The 17173-nt window shown below is 41.9% G+C and carries 16 protein-coding genes; 4 read left to right on the top strand and 12 right to left on the bottom strand.

Going from position 1 to position 17173, the window contains the following annotated elements; genetic code table 11:
• Positions 1-8: 8 nt before the first annotated feature.
• From AC4HAO_RS05185 to AC4HAO_RS05140, 10 genes are all read right to left on the bottom strand, one after another.
• Complete coding sequence (locus AC4HAO_RS05185; RefSeq protein ID WP_491092595.1) at positions 9-1361, bottom strand: citrate transporter; 1353 nt, start codon at positions 1359-1361, stop codon at positions 9-11.
• Positions 1362-1664: 303 nt separating this feature from the next.
• On the bottom strand, positions 1665-2684 hold the full coding sequence (locus AC4HAO_RS05180) for a hypothetical protein (protein ID WP_491134778.1): 1020 nt from the start codon (positions 2682-2684) through the stop codon (positions 1665-1667).
• A gap of 214 nt (positions 2685-2898) precedes the next feature.
• The gene (locus tag AC4HAO_RS05175) at positions 2899-3882 is read right to left on the bottom strand and encodes a LacI family DNA-binding transcriptional regulator (protein WP_491134777.1); all 984 of its coding nucleotides are present in this window, start codon (positions 3880-3882) and stop codon (positions 2899-2901) included.
• Positions 3883-4061: 179 nt separating this feature from the next.
• A complete protein-coding gene (locus AC4HAO_RS05170; RefSeq protein WP_491092599.1) occupies positions 4062-4772 on the bottom strand; it encodes an L-ribulose-5-phosphate 4-epimerase in 711 nt (236 codons plus the stop codon).
• Positions 4773-5636 (bottom strand): L-ribulose-5-phosphate 3-epimerase, encoded by an 864-nt coding sequence (locus tag AC4HAO_RS05165; RefSeq protein ID WP_491134776.1) that lies wholly within the window; start codon positions 5634-5636, stop codon positions 4773-4775.
• A gap of 3 nt (positions 5637-5639) precedes the next feature.
• Positions 5640-6305 (bottom strand): 3-keto-L-gulonate-6-phosphate decarboxylase UlaD, encoded by a 666-nt coding sequence (locus AC4HAO_RS05160; RefSeq protein WP_491134775.1) that lies wholly within the window; start codon positions 6303-6305, stop codon positions 5640-5642.
• 119 nt (positions 6306-6424) lie between these two features.
• A complete protein-coding gene (locus AC4HAO_RS05155; RefSeq protein ID WP_491092603.1) occupies positions 6425-6910 on the bottom strand; it encodes a PTS sugar transporter subunit IIA in 486 nt (161 codons plus the stop codon).
• A gap of 944 nt (positions 6911-7854) precedes the next feature.
• Positions 7855-8136, bottom strand: coding sequence for a PTS sugar transporter subunit IIB (locus AC4HAO_RS05150; RefSeq protein WP_447451612.1), 282 nt, complete (start codon positions 8134-8136; stop codon positions 7855-7857).
• A gap of 44 nt (positions 8137-8180) precedes the next feature.
• The gene (ulaA, locus tag AC4HAO_RS05145) at positions 8181-9641 is read right to left on the bottom strand and encodes a PTS ascorbate transporter subunit IIC (protein WP_491134774.1); all 1461 of its coding nucleotides are present in this window, start codon (positions 9639-9641) and stop codon (positions 8181-8183) included.
• A 473-nt stretch (positions 9642-10114) separates the two neighbouring features.
• Complete coding sequence (locus AC4HAO_RS05140) at positions 10115-11230, bottom strand: vitamin B12 independent methionine synthase (RefSeq protein ID WP_491134773.1); 1116 nt, start codon at positions 11228-11230, stop codon at positions 10115-10117.
• 723 nt (positions 11231-11953) lie between these two features.
• On the opposite strand from AC4HAO_RS05140, the gene AC4HAO_RS05135 reads away from it, so the two are divergent.
• The 4 genes from AC4HAO_RS05135 (at position 11954) to AC4HAO_RS05120 (ending at position 15581) form a co-directional block, all read left to right on the top strand.
• Entirely contained in the window at positions 11954-12805 is an 852-nt protein-coding gene (locus AC4HAO_RS05135; protein WP_491092606.1) for a glycoside hydrolase family 25 protein, read from the top strand.
• A gap of 223 nt (positions 12806-13028) precedes the next feature.
• Positions 13029-13502 (top strand): aminoacyl-tRNA deacylase, encoded by a 474-nt coding sequence (locus AC4HAO_RS05130; protein ID WP_491134772.1) that lies wholly within the window; start codon positions 13029-13031, stop codon positions 13500-13502.
• A gap of 176 nt (positions 13503-13678) precedes the next feature.
• Positions 13679-14320 (top strand): histidine phosphatase family protein, encoded by a 642-nt coding sequence (locus AC4HAO_RS05125; protein ID WP_491134771.1) that lies wholly within the window; start codon positions 13679-13681, stop codon positions 14318-14320.
• Positions 14321-14456: 136 nt separating this feature from the next.
• Complete coding sequence (locus AC4HAO_RS05120) at positions 14457-15581, top strand: low temperature requirement protein A (RefSeq protein ID WP_491092609.1); 1125 nt, start codon at positions 14457-14459, stop codon at positions 15579-15581.
• A 91-nt stretch (positions 15582-15672) separates the two neighbouring features.
• Here AC4HAO_RS05120 and AC4HAO_RS05115 read toward each other — a convergent pair whose 3' ends face one another.
• Both AC4HAO_RS05115 and AC4HAO_RS05110 read right to left on the bottom strand, forming a co-directional pair.
• The gene (locus AC4HAO_RS05115) at positions 15673-16425 is read right to left on the bottom strand and encodes a class I SAM-dependent methyltransferase (RefSeq protein ID WP_491134858.1); all 753 of its coding nucleotides are present in this window, start codon (positions 16423-16425) and stop codon (positions 15673-15675) included.
• Between the two features lie 79 nt (positions 16426-16504).
• Positions 16505-17107, bottom strand: a complete 603-nt coding sequence (locus AC4HAO_RS05110; protein ID WP_491134770.1) for a PepSY domain-containing protein — start codon at positions 17105-17107, stop codon at positions 16505-16507.
• Between the last annotated feature and the right edge of the window lie 66 nt (positions 17108-17173).

Below are 17173 nucleotides of genomic sequence, written 5' to 3'. Positions count from 1 at the left end.
ATCCCCCTTTAACCGAACATAAAGTAGGTAACCATAGCTAAAATAGCACTGATGACCCAACCGCTAGGGATACTAATCTTAAGGAAGTCTTTAGTCGTTACCTTGGTATAGTTGATACCCCAAATAATCCAAGACTGAGTAATACAAGATGAAATATTCATCGTAATCGTTGGCGTATACATCAAAGGGAAGAGCAGATTTGTACTAAAACCAATACTTTTTAGTATGCCTAAAGTCGCAGCTCCTGCACCAGCCAGTGTAAACGGTCCTCTAAATAAGCCCAAAGGTGCTAGAATGGCAAAAGCTAGACAAATAATAAGGGTAGAGTGAGGAATAACCCCTCCTAACAAAGCATTAAAGTAGGGAACAGCTAGCTCTGAGGCCTTATTAAACATGGGAATAATCAGCATGAAGCCGACCAAGGGAGCTGTGTCAATAACCCCATCATAGAAGGTTTTATTGAAGATATCGCCAGTTGCCTTGAAGCTCTTGAGATAGCCGCAGATTGCCAGGGCATAAAAACTAGCAATAAGGAAACCAAGAATAACTGGAACTTGAAAGCCAATTGCCAATACAACCGGAATAAATGGTGTCAGCAGAGCCAAAGCCGGTACCCTGTCTTCTTGTTCTTTAGCAGGTGTTTTGGCAGCCCAGGCGTGAACGCGTTTCTTTCGGTTTGCAAAAATGACAATAATCATAATAGCGATTATCAGCTGAATGGCTAAGGCGATGAATCCCCAATGTAAGTAAGTTGCATTGTAGAAATAAGTTTGTTCACCCTTAGGACCTAGATAGAAAGCTTGGTACTGATTGAAGATCAAAGGGTTGATGTAGAGTCCTGATCCAATAGAGAGCATAAAAGCAACTAAGGAAAAAGTCTTAGGGACACCTAGAGTCAGCATAATCGGCAGTACGATAACACCGATAGCAACAACAGCACCTGCACCGAACATACTGGTAAAGATGGCTGTTGTTACTGCCAAGAGTAAGGTTGCTGTTATGGCAGGTTTATCGCCGCCCAACTCAACAGTTTTTTTGATAATCGATGATGCAATGCCGGTTTGTAGCATAACACGGCCAAACCATGCACCAAAGCAGAAGTTAACTAAGACTGGTCCCCAGCCTTCCGGCCCTGCTTGAAAGACATTGGTTAAAACATCTTTAAAAGACATTGTGACAACATCTTTGTTATCGGCGATAAACTGAGGATCCTTGACCAATATATTGCCAATTAAAGGAATAACGGTCCATAGAATAGCCATAATCAGCATACCAATCATCAGATTACCGCCTTTGACAGCATAAACAACTAGTCCTAGAAAAACCAGTAATAATAAAATTCCCATTAGCGTTTGAATCATGGTTCATCTCCTTTATTAAGATACGGCAGAGGTTTGTTCCCTAAGTACTGAGCACTTGGAAACAAACGAGGTTGAGACAAAAGTCCTGTTTAATATTAGCTACTTTAGCTAGAACAGTTTGACGCAGTAATTGATAAGATAGGATTCGTAGATAAGTATCCTACTTGGATACTATCCGTCCACAATTTGGAGAAATTCTCCTTTCTGAAGCAACTGTAAAGCTTTACCAACTGCTTGGTAATCTGCTAGACTAACACTTTCTATACGTGGTCTGTCACCTCCTGTAAAACACGAACTAGGCTCTTAGAAAGATATCTGGTATAAAGCCACTTCATGGCGTCCATTGTTAGCAGAAAAAATGTAATTTCTACTGTTTTTTTCAAAAGCTAAGCAGTTACTTGAAGAGGCGCCCGAGTCAATCAGTTCCATCTGAATTTTATCGTCGACCTTTCGGTAGAGCATTAAATCAGCCTGATCAGATCGCCATCCAAATACAAACACTGGCTGTCCATCTAAATAGCCTGACCAGATCGAATGCCCAAAAGGAGTCTTTTGGGGATGATGAAAAATTTCTGCTGTAAAGTCATTATTCAAAACTCGCAATTTATCACCATGAAATGCTTGGATGATAACATTTTCTTTAACGCCGTTACTGTCCAAATCAATCTGGACGATATCGCTTGTTTCTTCACCAAAGAGCAAATCCAATCGCCAGTCATTTGTATCCGAATACTCTGGGTAGGTTAACTTTATAATTCCTTCAACGCCTGTTATCAAGGAATACCCCTCCTCTTTAACACTGTAGTAACCGTGATTTTTACAAAGTCTAAGAGGGAGCGTTCGTAAATCAGTCAGCTGATTATTTTGATTATCGAATCGTCCGACAACAATTTTTCCTTTATCGGACCAGTCTTCAACAAAACTTTTAGAATTGGCAATGGTACAACCAACAAAGAGAAGGCTGCCATCAGATTGTTCAATGAGATCAAAACGATGTAAATAGGGAAAGTCTGCCAGCTTGGAAATTGTCCAGCGCCCTTCTGAAAAGCTTCCTCTGACAATTTGACATGATTTAGCATTAAAGCCAGGGTAAAATTTTTGGGTTGCTAGGAAATCAAGAGTTCCCGGAATCTGGATGATACTCATAGTTCCTCCGATTTCATCCCAAATGACCGTCCTTTCAAAAGAACGATTGAGGTCATAAGCAAAGCAAGCATCTTCAACTTCCGAGGCTACCAGCAAATAATCGTCATCTTGATGCTGAAGTCGGGCTACCGAATAGCTAGATTGTAAAGGCTCCGATAATATTTTTTTGACTTCCATTTGTACTCTACACTCCTTCCAAAATTAAAGTTAATCGTTTAACTAAATCATCAAAAAATAAATAACGTTTTTTGGTTAAACGTTTAACCTTCCTTCACTATCTCGAGTATATCACACCAAAAATATTTTGCAAGCGTTTTCTTATCTAAAATTGAAAAAGAAAAGGGAGAAACCATTATCTGCTGCCTCCCTTTCTCAAACCATTCTAAACCCATTAAAAAGATTTTCGAAGTACGATATCATTACGAACCTCGATCAGCTGAGGTTTATAAGTCTGGTCATCATGCTTAATTTTATCAATCAGGCATTCTGCTGCGACACAGCCAAGCCCATAGGAATCTTGACGGATACACGACATATTGGGATTTAGAACCTCCATCCAATCAAGATCTTCATATGAGCCCAGACCAAAATCATCAGGGTAGCGATAATCTGTTTTGTTTAGCATCTTCATAAATTCTAAAAGAGTAGGACCATTCATCATAAAGAAAGCTGTCCGCTTTTGCGCCTTTTCAATAATCGAAAAAATCTTTTTTTCTGTTTCAGCCTCTCCCAGTGTAATTAACTTGGAAGGATCGCTGCTTACCGTCTCTGTAAAACCTCGATAACGGGCTTCCCGTGTAGAGATCCCCGTAATGGGAAAGGTTACAAAATAGATATCTTCATAGCCGGCAGTCTGCATTTTTTTCAAAAATTTACTGGTCGAATAGGTATTGTCGGAAACTATGGTATCCAGAGTTAGGTTCTTAGATTGCCGATCGACCATGACCATCTTTTGGTTATCCAATGTTTTAATCATGGGATTATTGGCATCGACCGAATCTAAAATAACACCAGATACCTTTTCTTGATCTAATCTTCTTAGATTATCTAATTCTTGATTTAAATCGTTATCTGAATTTGTAAAAGTAGCAGCATAGCCATGCAAGGTGCAAGTATCATTGATTCCTTTCATAACAAAAGAAATGAAAGGATTAGTAATATCAGCAATCACGACCCCAATTGTTTTAGTATCTCGCGTTACTAAACTCTGGGCAACTTTACTTGGCTGATAGCCTGTTACCTCTATGGCCTGCCTAATTTTCTCCTTTGTTGCGGGTGACATCTTCTTGTAATTTCCACTAAGGTAGTAGGATACTGTCGCCTTTGAAACACCTACTAACTTAGCAATATCGTTAATGGTCACCTTACCAAACATCGTCTTCCCCCCACTCCTATAATGTCTCTGCCATTATATCACTTTGACTTGGAAAGAACAAAAAGGCAGGAAAACTTAAGACAACAAAGAGTTAGAAGCTGGAACAAGCATATCAGTTGAGTCTTCTCATAGAAAAATACGTTGACTACAGCAGTTGGGAGGGTGTTTACTATTAGTGATCAGTGTTCCAAGCCTTTTTGCCCATAGTAAGCATTTTTACCGTGTTTGCGCAGATAGTGTTTGTCTTTCAAAGCTTGCGGCACTTCTTCGACCTGGGGATCAACAGCCTCTGTATAACGAGCCATACGTGCTACTTCTTCTAATACGACTGCGTTGTAAACAGCGGATTTTTCATCCTTGCCCCAAGAAAAAGGTCCGTGGTTGCGCACTGTAACACCTGAAACGGCTAATGGCTCTAAGCTGCGTTTGGCGAATTCTTCGATGATAACCTTGCCGGTTTCTTTTTCATATTCCCCATTAATTTCCTCGGCTGTCAAGGCTCTGGCACAAGGAATAGGTCCGTAAAAGGTATCTGCATGAGTGGTTCCGTAGCAAGGAATATCACGTCCAGCCTGAGCCCAGGCTACGCCTTCAGTTGAGTGAGTGTGGACAATGCCTCCGATTTCAGGCCAAGCCTTATAAAGCTCAACATGGGTTGGCAGGTCAGATGATGGATTGAGATCGCCTTCAACAATATTGCCATCAAGATCAGTCACGACCATATTTTCAGGAGAGAGTTCGTCATAAGCAACACCTGATGGTTTGATAGCAATATAGCCTTGCTTGCGGTCAATGGCTGACACATTACCCCAGGTGAATTTTACCAAGCCATGCTCCGGCAATTCCATATTGGCATCATAGACACGTTTTCTTAATTCTGGTACTAACATTTATCGTAACCCCGCTTTCTCAATTAGTGGATAAAGGAAATTCTGCGCTTCCTTGATAGCTGCCCGTGTTTCTTCAACTGTTTCACAGTTTTCTGACCACATTTCAATCAAAAACGGGCCGTTGTAGTTGGTCTTCTTTAACACCTCAAACATGGCTTCCCAGTCAACACAGCCTTGACCAAAAGGCACATCACGGAACTGCCCTTTTGAGCTTTCTGTAACAGCATAAGTGTCTTTTAAGTGGAGGGCTGCGATAGAGCGGTGCCCATTGTAAAATTCACTCCAGAGGTCATTGTGCCAAGCCGAGACATTGCCTGTATCGGGATAGACAAACAGATAGGGTGAATCAATTTCCTTTTCAATAGCCAAATATTTTTCAATAGAATTGATGAAAGGATCATCCATGATTTCAATAGAGAGGATGACTTGAGCCTCTTCTGCCCAAGTGCAGGCCTGACGCAGATTTTTAATGAAGCGCCCCCGCGTTTGAGGCGACTTTTTCTCGTAGTAGACATCATAGCCTGCCAGCTGAATATTGCGAATGCCGATATCTTGGGCAAAGATGATGCATTTTTTCATCATGTCCATAGCACGCGCTTCTTTTTCAGGATCATTGGATCCCATCGGGAAACGGCGGTGGCCGCTAAAGGTAATGGTTGGCACCCGCACACCCGTTTCAAAAATAGCTTTAACTAAGTCTAAACGCTCTTCTTTTGACCATTCCAGACGGGCTAAACGTTCATCTGATTCATCAATGGATAACTCTACAAAGTCAAAGCCCAACTCCTTAGCAAAATTCAAACGTTCTAGCCAAGTAAACTGTTTGGGTGTGGCTTTTTCGTAAATACCGATTGGACGTGTCATAACCTACCCCCAGATTCGTTTAATTTCGTCCTTGAAAGCACGGGCTGCAGCAGCAGGATCTGCTGCTTCGGTAATACCACGACCGGCGATAAAGGTAAAGACATCCACTCCTTCAAAGAGTTTCAGGGTATCAACATTGAGACCGCCTGTAACAGATACACGAAAGCCCATATCAATCAATTTTTTGACCTTATTAAGATCTTTTTCTCCCCAAGTTTCGCCTGCCAGCAGGGCGTCGCGCGATTGGTGATAAATAGCTTGTGAAATTCCAGCGTCCAGCCATTGCTGTGCTTGGTCGTAAGTCCAGTCACCATAGAGCTCGATCTGAATTTCACCGCGGTCTCCGCGGACTGCTTCGATAGCCTTGCGGGCTGCTTCCATGGTTGGAATCGTTGCGCAGCAGATACAGGTCATCCAGTCAGCACCGCGGACTGCATTGTTTTTAGCTACCGTTCCGCCGGCATCAGCACATTTGGTGTCTGCGACAATAATTTTATCAGGGAAGAGACTGCGCAGAACTTCTACTAATTCGCTGCCAACTTGAAGGAGGCAAACTGTTCCAGCTTCGATAACATCGACTTCTTGGCCAACAGAAACAGCGGCCGCAATCGCACCCTGCAAATCTGAGTGATCAAGGGCTACTTGTAAATTAGGAAGAGTTTTTGACATTGTCTTGTTCCTTTCTTTTTCTAAAATATAATACCTAGCCTCTCAAGGAAAAACTAAACTACCAAACGAAACAAAGTAGCCCAGCACCTTATAGAAAGAAGGACTCCTTGTTTTTTATACTAACTATCTAAGTCCAAGCCCTCTAGATAGGGACTGTTTTTAGATTCATCAACCATAGCTAGGACTTCTTCGGCCTTTTTAGCTGCAACAAGACGCTCAATCGCGTGATCTAGTTCAAAGAGGGCTATGATTTGCGGGATAGCTACCGATGTGTGAATCTGTGAGCTAGTGGCCGCAAGAGCTAGTAGGACCTGAACTTCTTTTCCGTCTGAAAAGCGGACAGGTTCTTTAAGAGTAATCAGGGAAAAGGCATCTCGTTCTACCCCTGCTTCTGGCCGAGCATGAGGCATGGCCATACCTGGCATTAAGATATAGTAAGGACCATATTCTTTAGTAGAATCAATGATAGCTTGGTAGTATTCTTCTTTGACCGCACCGCTTTCAATCAAAGGAGTAACCGATAGTTTCACGGCTTCTTCCCATGTTGATGCTGACAATCCTAAGCGGATAGAGTCATTTTCAATAAAGGCTTGTTTTAAATTCATGCCCAACTCCTTTTATTAAGATACTAAGCCGTTAAGCACTCCAAAGGAATTTAGGAAAATTGACGCAGGTGACAAAACACCTAGAAAATTTTATCTAATTCCACAGAAACCTAGGCGGGTTAGATTATTAAGATACTAAGCCGTTAAGCACTCCAAAGGAATTTAGGAAATGGAGTGACGATTCATTAAGAATCGAGCGACATTTATCTAATTCCACAGGAGTGTAGGCGAGTTCAATTTACAAGATACTAAGCCGTTAAGCGACTCAAAGAAATTTAGGGAGCCTGACGAAGAATCGCTGAAGATTCTAGGAAAGCGAGTCTAATTTCACAGAGTCGTAGGCGAGTTCAATTACCAAGATACTAAGGGCGCCCGTGGACACAGCTAAAATAGAAGATTTGACGCAGAGTCCAAAAGACTCTAGGAGAAGCTATCTTTTTAGCCAAGTCCACAGCCCGTGTTCAATTATTAAGATACTAAGGGTCGGTTCGCTTGGCGAAAATTTCCGATAGGAAAATAGGGGAGCGACGCCGTGTGCTTGACACACAAGGAGACTTATCCAAATCCCGAACTTTTAGCCCGTGTTCAATTGACAAAGTATCGCTAAGACCTTAGGTCTTGCTCTACTACACAAACTACCATGGTAGTTTGCTATGCCAATTACTAACCAAACGGAGTGTCGCTAAGCCGCTCTACTTATCCAGTGGATAAGTGGAAATAGAAGCTGAGCTTGCACAGTATGCATTGGAAAACCCAGAAAAGATTTAGACAAGGAACGATAGAGCCACGATGGTTTTTACCACCCGAAAAATTATCTAATTCATAAGATTATCTGCAAAAAGTCATGATTCACAGAAATCGTTTTTCTTCGCCCTTCTATTTTGTTGCTCCAAGGAAAAATCTTTCTCTAGGAGTACCCTCCTTTCTCTCGCCTATATCTGAAACTATTTCAAGGCTGCTTCGAGCTTGGTTTTGATTTCATTATCATCCATGAGGTTATCAAGGCCGATCAGATGCCCATTAGTGCGCCCATCTAATTCATGAATCAGATGATTGGAGGCAACAACAATATCGTAACCGGAGGCTAAGCCTTTAGCTTCACCAACTGAACAGGAAGCCGATTCAATATCAGATACGCCTAGTTGACGAAGAGCATTTTCAACTTTCATTTTAATGACCATTGAGGAACCCATACCGTTTCCACATGCTGTAAGTACTTTAACCATAATAATATCTCCTAACTTTCATTTATTTATAATTATTGGATCCATCAATCTTCTGCAGCTACTTCACCACGATAGTAAGCCTCCTTATCTTTGGCTTTGGCAAATTGAATTTGCGGAATAGCCAATAAAAAGAGGGCAACAAGAATGTAGCCAATAAGGCCGGCATACTTGAAGAGGTAAGCAAAGGGTACCCAAGGGATCTCAAAGTCAATATTGCCGTGATAGCCGCCAAATTCTGCTAGACCAAGAAGGGCAACAGCCAGAGCTCCAACAGCAACCTGAATGACACCTGAGATGAAGGACAGGATAACCGCTGCCTTCCAGCCGCCTCGCTTATCAGCGTAAACAGCAATGGCTGCATTATCGAAGAATACTGGCACAAATCCAGTGATAATAAGAACCGGATTCTTAAAGACAATCAAGAGAATAATTGTCACTAGCTGGCCGATAAGACCGGTCGCAAATCCAAAGAGAACCGCACTGGCAGACCCAAATCCAAAGGAAGCAGCAACATCAACGGCTGGGAAGGAACCAGGCAGCAATTTATTAGAAATTCCTTGGAAGGCGTTGGTCAGCTCACCGACAAACATCCGAACCCCTTGCATCAAAACAAAAAGATAAACTGAGAAGGTAAAGGCTGTCTGAATGACGTACATAAAGAAAGACTGTTTTGTCGGATCAAAGAGCGTACCTGTCGTGATAACCTCTTGATTAGACATGATATCGGGCCCCAGGATAACTAGAATGGCTCCGAAGAAGACCAACATCAGGGTGGCCGAAGCAACGACCGTATCATGGAAAATATTCAGAAAAGCTGGCAATTTGAGGTTGTCTAAATTGTCTTCTTTTTTACCCAGTTTGGGGGCAACTTTGTCAGTAAACCAAATAGCAAATTGTTGTTGGTGGCCGATTGCAAAGCCACCGCCACCAGTTAAACGCTGAGTTGGTTCAACTGTCATATTAGAACTAACAGCCCAGTATAGACCGCACAAGATACCCACAGCCACTGTTCCCCAGAATTGATTACGAAAAGCTGGTATCAAGAGAATGACCATCAAAGTCACTGTAGCGGCCTGCTGCACCATGATATGACCAGTAATGAATAGGGTACGAATCTTAGTGACCTTACGAAGAGCAACCAAAAGAATATTGAAGAAAAAGCCTATTAGAAGAGCTGTCGTTGCTGTCCCGATAAATTTTGGAAGCTCCTGGGCAATTTTTTCATTGACAGCTGTCAATCCGAAATAAGGGTCAATAACAGCAGCACCAATCTTGAACTTGTAGTTTAAAGCCGCCAAGATTGGTCGGAAAGTTGTTACCAAGCCGCCAGATCCAACATCTAAGATCATATAGCCGACGGTGGCTTTGATAAAACCTGCAAATACATCATGCAGCGGCTTTTTCAATAATAGATATCCAATCAAAACTAAGATACCTACAAAGAAGGCTGGTTTTTGCAAAATGTTTTGCGAAAACCAGTTCAGAATATCAAGCAGTATAGCCATAATCCTACTCCTTTATCTAATAATTTGTTTTTCCTTATGGCTTCATTCTAACAATGTAAGCGCTTTTACAAAAGACCAAGACTCACACATTTGAGTGTTCAAAAATGTGCCCTCTGATATTTGATAGACTAGGCAGATTACTGAAAGAAAAAAATTCCCCAATAAAAAAGACCTTGACATAAGCGATTCAAGGTCTAGCTTTTGCGCAGCAATAACGTCTTATCATCATGGTTGATTTAACAGCTTGGTAAACGGTTAGGAGAAACAATGCTTACAGCACAGTGGGCTCTATCAATTCGCAGATGAAGCCGCCAAAACAATTTATGACCGGCATTTGGTAAGCCTTATCCAAAGTGTGAATAAACCCAGTAAGCTCTGCTATTGTAACCAGAGCAGTTTACCTTTCTGGACTAATTAAAAGAGAGCCTACTGGGACTCTCTTAATTGTCTTATGTTTTTTCATATGACAGCCCTCAGGACTGCCACACTTTATCCGTAATCGTGCCGATGAGTCGGAGTTTCTGCCACTGATCGGCTTCTGTTAGGGTATTGCCCTCTTCTGTCGAAGCAAAGCCGCACTGGGTTGAAAGTCCCAAATTTTCCAGCGGCACTAGTTGGGCAGCTTCTTTGATGCGGGCAATGACTTGGTCTACATCTTCTAAAGCAGGATCTTTAGACGTTATCAATCCAAGTACAATTTCAACGCCTTTGCGATTATTCCAAATATCAGTAAGAGGAGCAAAGCTGCCACTGCGGGTATCATCATATTCGAGGAAGAAAAGATCATAGTTTAGCTGACCTAAGTATTTGGCTATCGAATCGTAACCTCCCTCAAAAAGATAGGTCGATTTAAAATTGCCACGACAGACATGAGTAGCCACAGTCAGATCAGATGGTAAGTCAGCCAAGGCCTTGTTGATGGTATAAACATCATCTTGGGCGATTTGCTGCAGTTCTTTTGTTTTTTCTGGATCATCCTTGTGGTCTTCAAACTGCTGAATAAGATAGCCCCATGTTGTGTCGTCTAGTTGAACATAACGAGCTCCTAAATCATAAAAATGTTTGATAGTATCGTGATAAGCCTGAGCTAAGTCGTCCAGAAAGTCTGTCCATGTTTCATAGTAGTCCAGCGCCAAGTCTGAGCGGTGGTCGCGGTTAATAACCAGAGAAGGACTGGGAATAGTGACCTTAGGTAGAACACCAGCAGGTGTAATAGACTTAAGATAAGCAAAATCGCGGTAAAAAGGGTGGTCAGGATTTTCAGTTACCTTACCTGTCAGCCGCACATTCGTTGTCCTTGTTTTAGCCCCATGGAACTTATAAGAATCCTCTTGCTCATAGGCTTCAAATCCGTTTAAATCCCAAAGAAAATCAAGGTGCCACCAAGAACGTCCAAACTCACCATCTGATACAACTTTTAGACCGCTAGCAACCTCATGCTGAACCAGTTCGGCGACCAGTTTATCCTGTAGGGTCAGTAAATCTGCACGACTGATAGTTCCTTTAGCATATTGCTCACGCGCTTCTTTCAAAGCCGCAGGACGCAGATAACTGCCGACATGATCGAAATGGTACTGAATTTTAGACATAATATTACTCCTTTACTAAGATACCAAGCCGTTAAGCGACTCAAAGAAATTTAGGGAGCCTGACGAAGAATCCCCGAAGATTCTAGGAGGGCGAGTCTAATTTCACAGAGTCGTAGGCGGGGTCAATTACTAAGATACGGCAGAGGTTTGTTATCTAAGCGCTTCGCACTTGATAACAAACGCCAATCACTATGGTGAATTGGCTACCTCTCCCACTAACTTCGTTTGGTTAGTAAAATTGATTAACCAAATGAAGGGCCGCTAAAGATATCCGCGGATCAAGCAGCAAGAGTCTGCCTTTAGAGCGCTGAACACCGCAGAGTTCTGGCGAAAAGGGTGGGCAGTCCTGTTTCACTTCCAGTTTTGTCTACAATTTTCAAAACTCGCTTTTATTTTAACACCGGTTACTATAGTTGTAAAATATATATTTTCTATGCTTGTTTATAACTGTTTTCTATATCCTCTTGTCAGTTTAAGAGAAGGTCAATCGCTGGTTTATGAGGAACTCTTTCAGAGTTAATCGATGATACGTTAGCTAGCAACACTTTTACTGCGATAAAGTCAAGTTGGCTCTTATTTGTCCCATCAGTCAAACTTTGCAGCAAGCAGCAAGGGGCTCAAAAAGATATTACTAATTAATAATTTTTAGTTTTTTAGCTTTCAAGCCGAATATCGGGCTTACGGTTTTGCTTTTTTCGCATAATTACGTTAAAATGAAATGTAATGAGAAAAAGAATTAAACCGATTGTCGTTTATGTCTTTTTGGCTCTGGTAGGGCTTTTTTTAAGTATTGCGTCTGTAGTGATAATGAATGCTCGCAGCACAGCCTTGCAAACAGCTAGGAAAAATATTCCTTCAGCTAGCTCCACCAGCCTGCCAAAGACATCTGCGTCAAGTTCGTCAGACAACGAATTAGAATTAAAACCGATTGTCGACATTTCGGGGTGGCAGCTGCCTAAGCAAATTGATTACGACGCACTCTCAAAAAATATTTCAGGTGCTATCGTCCGTGTTTACGGAGGATCACAAATTTCAAAAGACAGTAATGCCGCTCACTCCACTGGTGTCGATAAATCCTTTAAAACCCACATTAAGGAATTTCAAAAACGTGATATCCCCGTTGCTGTTTACAGTTATGCCTTAGGGCGATCTGAAAAGGAAATGAGGGAGGAGGCTAAGATTTTCTATAACAGTGCTTCTCCTTATAAACCCACTTATTACTGGATCGATGTCGAAGAGGACACGATGAGAAATATGGACAGAGGGGTCGAGGCTTTCCGTGCAGAACTCAAACGTTTGGGAGCCGAGCATGTCGGTATTTACATCGGTACCTACTTCATGACTGAGCAGGAAATTTCCGTTAAGAAATTTGATGCTGTTTGGTTACCGACCTATGGCTCAGATTCCGGTTACTACGAAGCCCAGCCTCAAACTGATGTCGATTACGACTTGCATCAGTATACATCTCAAGGCAGCCTACCTGGCTTTGATGATATTTTGGATCTGAATCAAATCAATCCTAATAAGGATGCTCGAAAGACTTTTGAGAAGCTGTTTGGAAAAATCAAGGAATAGCTTGGTAGTTGGACTAGGAAATGGCCTAGTCTTTTTTCATACAGACAAGGTCTTTACAGGACAGATCTATGAAAGTTTTTATGCAATAATAATATTTTTTGAATTTCAATATTCAAAGATCTCCCTGTTCATGTGCAGGGCGCAATAGCTTTGTAGTCTGCCTATTCTAATTAGAGGGAATATGCTATAATAAATCTGATTATAATTGGAGATTTTAGGAAGTATGGCTAAAAAAACGAAAGTAAAAAAGACCTTGGTGGATCAGATTTTGGACAAGGCCAAAGTTCCACACGATTCTTTAGACTTTAATGGTTTGGACGCTCAGTACCCTGAAGGTATTGAACCTTCTGATATTTTCAAAACCTTAGCTTTGAAGGGAGATAAGACTGGTCCGATTATCGGTATTGTTCCTATTACAGAACATCTTTCAGAAAAAAAGTTAGCCAAGGTATCCGGCAATAAAAAGATCACTATGATTCCGCAAAAAGAACTGGAGAAGACCACAGGGTATGTTCACGGCGCCAACAATCCGGTTGGTATCCGCCAGAAGCATAAATTCCCTATCTATATTGATAATATCGCTCTCGAATTGGGACAGATAATTGTATCGGCTGGCGAGCTCAAGCGCTCTATTCGTATTGACAGCCAGGCGCTCGCTGATTTTGTTTCAGCTGAGTTTGCTGATATTAAAGAGTAAAGAGATTAGTGTGTTTTAATTTCAGCCTTCCCGTGCAGAAAGATTGCGTGCTAGTACTTGGCAAGCCCTTATTCTACACATATAAAGATTTGCTTTTCCAGTCGTTTTTTCGGACTGTCAGCTTTTCTTTTTTAAACATCAGATTATAAAACTATTTAAGAATAGGAAGTTTAAATATGCGTTTATATTTTGTCAGACACGGTAAAACTCAGTGGAACCTAGAAGGCCGCTTTCAGGGTTCTAAAGGAGACTCTCCCCTCTTAAAGCAATCTATCCTAGAATTAAAAGAGTTGGGGCGCTATCTCTCCGATACCCACTTCGATAAAGTTTATTCCAGCGATCTTAAGCGCGCCAGAGAGACGGCTGCTATTATCATGGAAGAAAACCAGTATCCAGCAGAAATTTTCCTAGAAAAGGCCATTCGGGAGTGGGACCTGGGACGCTTAGAGGGGCAGAAGATAGCTACTATTGCTGCTATCTACCCTAAGCAAATGCAGGCTTTTCGCTATAACCTCGCTAAGTTTGATAATACCTTTTTTGAAGCGGAATCAGTTTATCATGCTACACAGAGGGTTGCCGACTTTGTAGCCAATCTAGACTACGACCATGATCAAAATGTCCTATTAATTGGTCACGGTGCCTGCTTCACTGCTGCTGTCAATTACTTGCTAGGTTTTGAATCAGGGCAGCTGCGCAATCACGGCGGATTGGATAACGGCAGTGTAACCACTTTAGAAAGCATAGACGGCAAGCATTTTGAGTTGCTGTCTTGGAATGACACTTCTTATCTGGAAGCTGACCGCAAACTATCTCACTGAGTTAAACCCCTAGGCTCTTGAATAAACAGGAATAAACTGTTCTTGGGCTTAATTATCACATATGAAAAGAACTGGCAGATTATGGCAGTTCTATTTTATTACTATCTATTTTTAGCATCGACAATAGGGAGGGTATATGTCAAAAATTATTGCTAAGCGAGTATCGAACTATGAATTGTTCTACGATCTTGTCTTTGTTTTAGCCGTCTCACGCTTAATTAGTTTCTTACATACTAACAGTTTTGATGGGGACAGCATGATTTCTTTTCTCGTCTCAAGCAGTCTTTTGATGTCTATCTGGATGTATCAGACGATTTATCTTAATAAGTACGGAGAGAGAGATAGACTGGATGTTTACTTAAATATTCCTGCCATGTTTATCGCTGGAAACTTCGGACTTATGCTGGGGTTAAATCACTATGGGACACGAGAATACCTGCTCTACAACAGTCTTTTGATTCTGGCCCATGGCTTGATTGCCTTTCAGTATTATCTGAGGGGACGTAAAATTGGTTTTAATGCGGATATGATAGCATCTATGAAGCGACTGGGGCTGATTCTGTTTTATTTTACAGCTTTAATACTGGCTGCTACGGTCTTTCACCTTTTTAAAACGAGTGATGCTAAATTCTTCCTTCTCTGGCTGGTTCCTTGGATTTTCCCCTTCTTATTCAGTCAGGAGGTTGAGATTGGCCGACTTAATTTTCCCCATCTGGTTGAACGCTTCCAGCTAATTACGATTATTACCTTTGGGGAGACAGTAGTCGGACTGATTCAAACCTTTCCGCTTTACAAATCACCTGTGTTAGGTATTCTCTTTTTTACAGGGATTTCATTCATGTTTGTGGCTTATATTTCACAGATCTTTCTCACTATCAACCACCATCAGGAAACTAGAGGATTAGTCTTGATTTACACTCACCTAGCTATCATTATTGCTATTAATATGGTAACTGGCGGTATTGAAAGTCTAGCTGACAGTCATCATACTGACTACGGTTTGATGCTCCTCAGCTTGGGACTCTTGGTCTTCTATCCAGCGCTTTATGCCACTTCTATTTATAATCGCCGTCTCTACCGCTTTGCCCGAAACAACTATCTGCCCTATATCGGAGTGGTTATCTTGGGGATTATTGCCATGTGGATCCTGCGTCATTATAATATTGGTATCGCCTTAATCCTTGCAGCTACTTGTTTTATTATTCCCCGTCTCAATTTTCATGCTCGCAGACGGGCACGGGAAAAACACAAGCAGGATTAACGCTGCTTGTGATTAATTTTTTCCTGCCAACGACATCTCGATTCACCCAAAAAACCCAACATCTATTCAAAATGGATGCTGGGTTTTTATACTAAGATAGATACCTTATGCCGTAGTGGAATTTTTGGTTGGGTCTAATCTGGCGTACAAAGCCAAAACGCTCGAAACTATCGTCGCGAAAATGGGCTTTAATGATGATAGATTGACGAGCCACTCGCTGGGCTTCCTGCATGAAGAGCTCTGATAAGCCCCTAAAATCTGCTAGAGGAATAAGACCGCTGAGGTTGTTAGATTCAGTAATACGGTGTGAAAACATGGGGTCGGCATAAACAGTATCAACGCTTTTACTCGGCAACTGGTTCATATAAGAGAGGGCTTCTTGATTGAACGTTTTTATTGAACGCATGGCTCTATTTAACCGGTCATTAGCGGTCTTAAAAGTTTGCAGACCATGACTGACGATAAGATGAATCAGGGGGTTAACCTCTAAGGCCGTTACTTGATGGCCTGCTGCAGCCATCACGATGCTATCGCTGGCTAAGCCCATTGTTGTATCCAGGACACTTTTAGGAGCAGGAGCCAGCAAATCTACAAGAGGGTCGTAGGCTGCCTTGCTTCTCAGCATAGCTGTATCTGGGTGAAAATAGAGCTGACTGCCATCCGAATATGTCAAGACCAGCTGATCTTGATAGATCATTAAAACCGTACGGTAGTCTGCTAAAAGCTGCTTTAGTGAGCGCTTGCGCCGTTCTACATAGGTGACCGAAAATTTCTGTGCCAGTTTCTTAGCCTGCTGCACCAAAGATTGATCTTGCCTCAGACTTGTTGTTACGATAAAATCCATAGCCCTATTATAGCAAAAAGAAAAGGCCGCAAGCGGTTTTTCACAGAAACATGCCTTCTTAGCACTTGCTGCCATTCTTTTAATCATTAATCGGCTCGGAATTCCCTGCAATAATGGCCCCTGTTTGAGCATTAATCGTGTAATCGTAGTCAAGACCAGCCGCTAAATCGTTAAAATCTACCTCATAGACTGTCACACCATCGTCTACTTCCTTGTGGACAACAAGGTCTGACACAGCTGATTCTTCTAGTCCGGCATCTTTGAGGGCCTTAGCTTTTGCTTCATCAGCGGAAATTTGTTGGGACGACGAATCAGGCGAGCTCGATGAGGAGTCTGCGGTCTTAGAGTCGGATCTAGAAGGACTTGAGTCGGTTGCCGCTTTTTCCTGAACTTCTGTATCCCTTTCCAGAATATGACCAGATAAAGCATCAATAGTGTAATCATAGTCGGCCTTATCGGTGTAAAATTCCAGTTCATAGGTTGCACGCCAATCATCACGCTCTTTTTGTGTCCGTGTGAAAGTCACATCATCAGCTGAAACGTTAGCATTTTTAAGCGCAATACGTCTAGCTTGGGCAGCTGAAATCTTATACCCCGATTGGCGGTAGGCAACTACGGCACCACCTGCCAAAAGCAGACAAGCTAATAAGGAAAGGACGATAACTAATGGTTTTCGTTTCATAAACAGACCTCTTTTTATTTTTTATAGCTTTAGTATAGTCTAAAAAAGGTAGGACTTCTCGGTATT

The sequence above is a fragment of the Streptococcus sp. ELY_137 genome, assembly GCF_058314515.1.
This window is presented reverse-complemented; position numbering and strand designations above follow the sequence as displayed.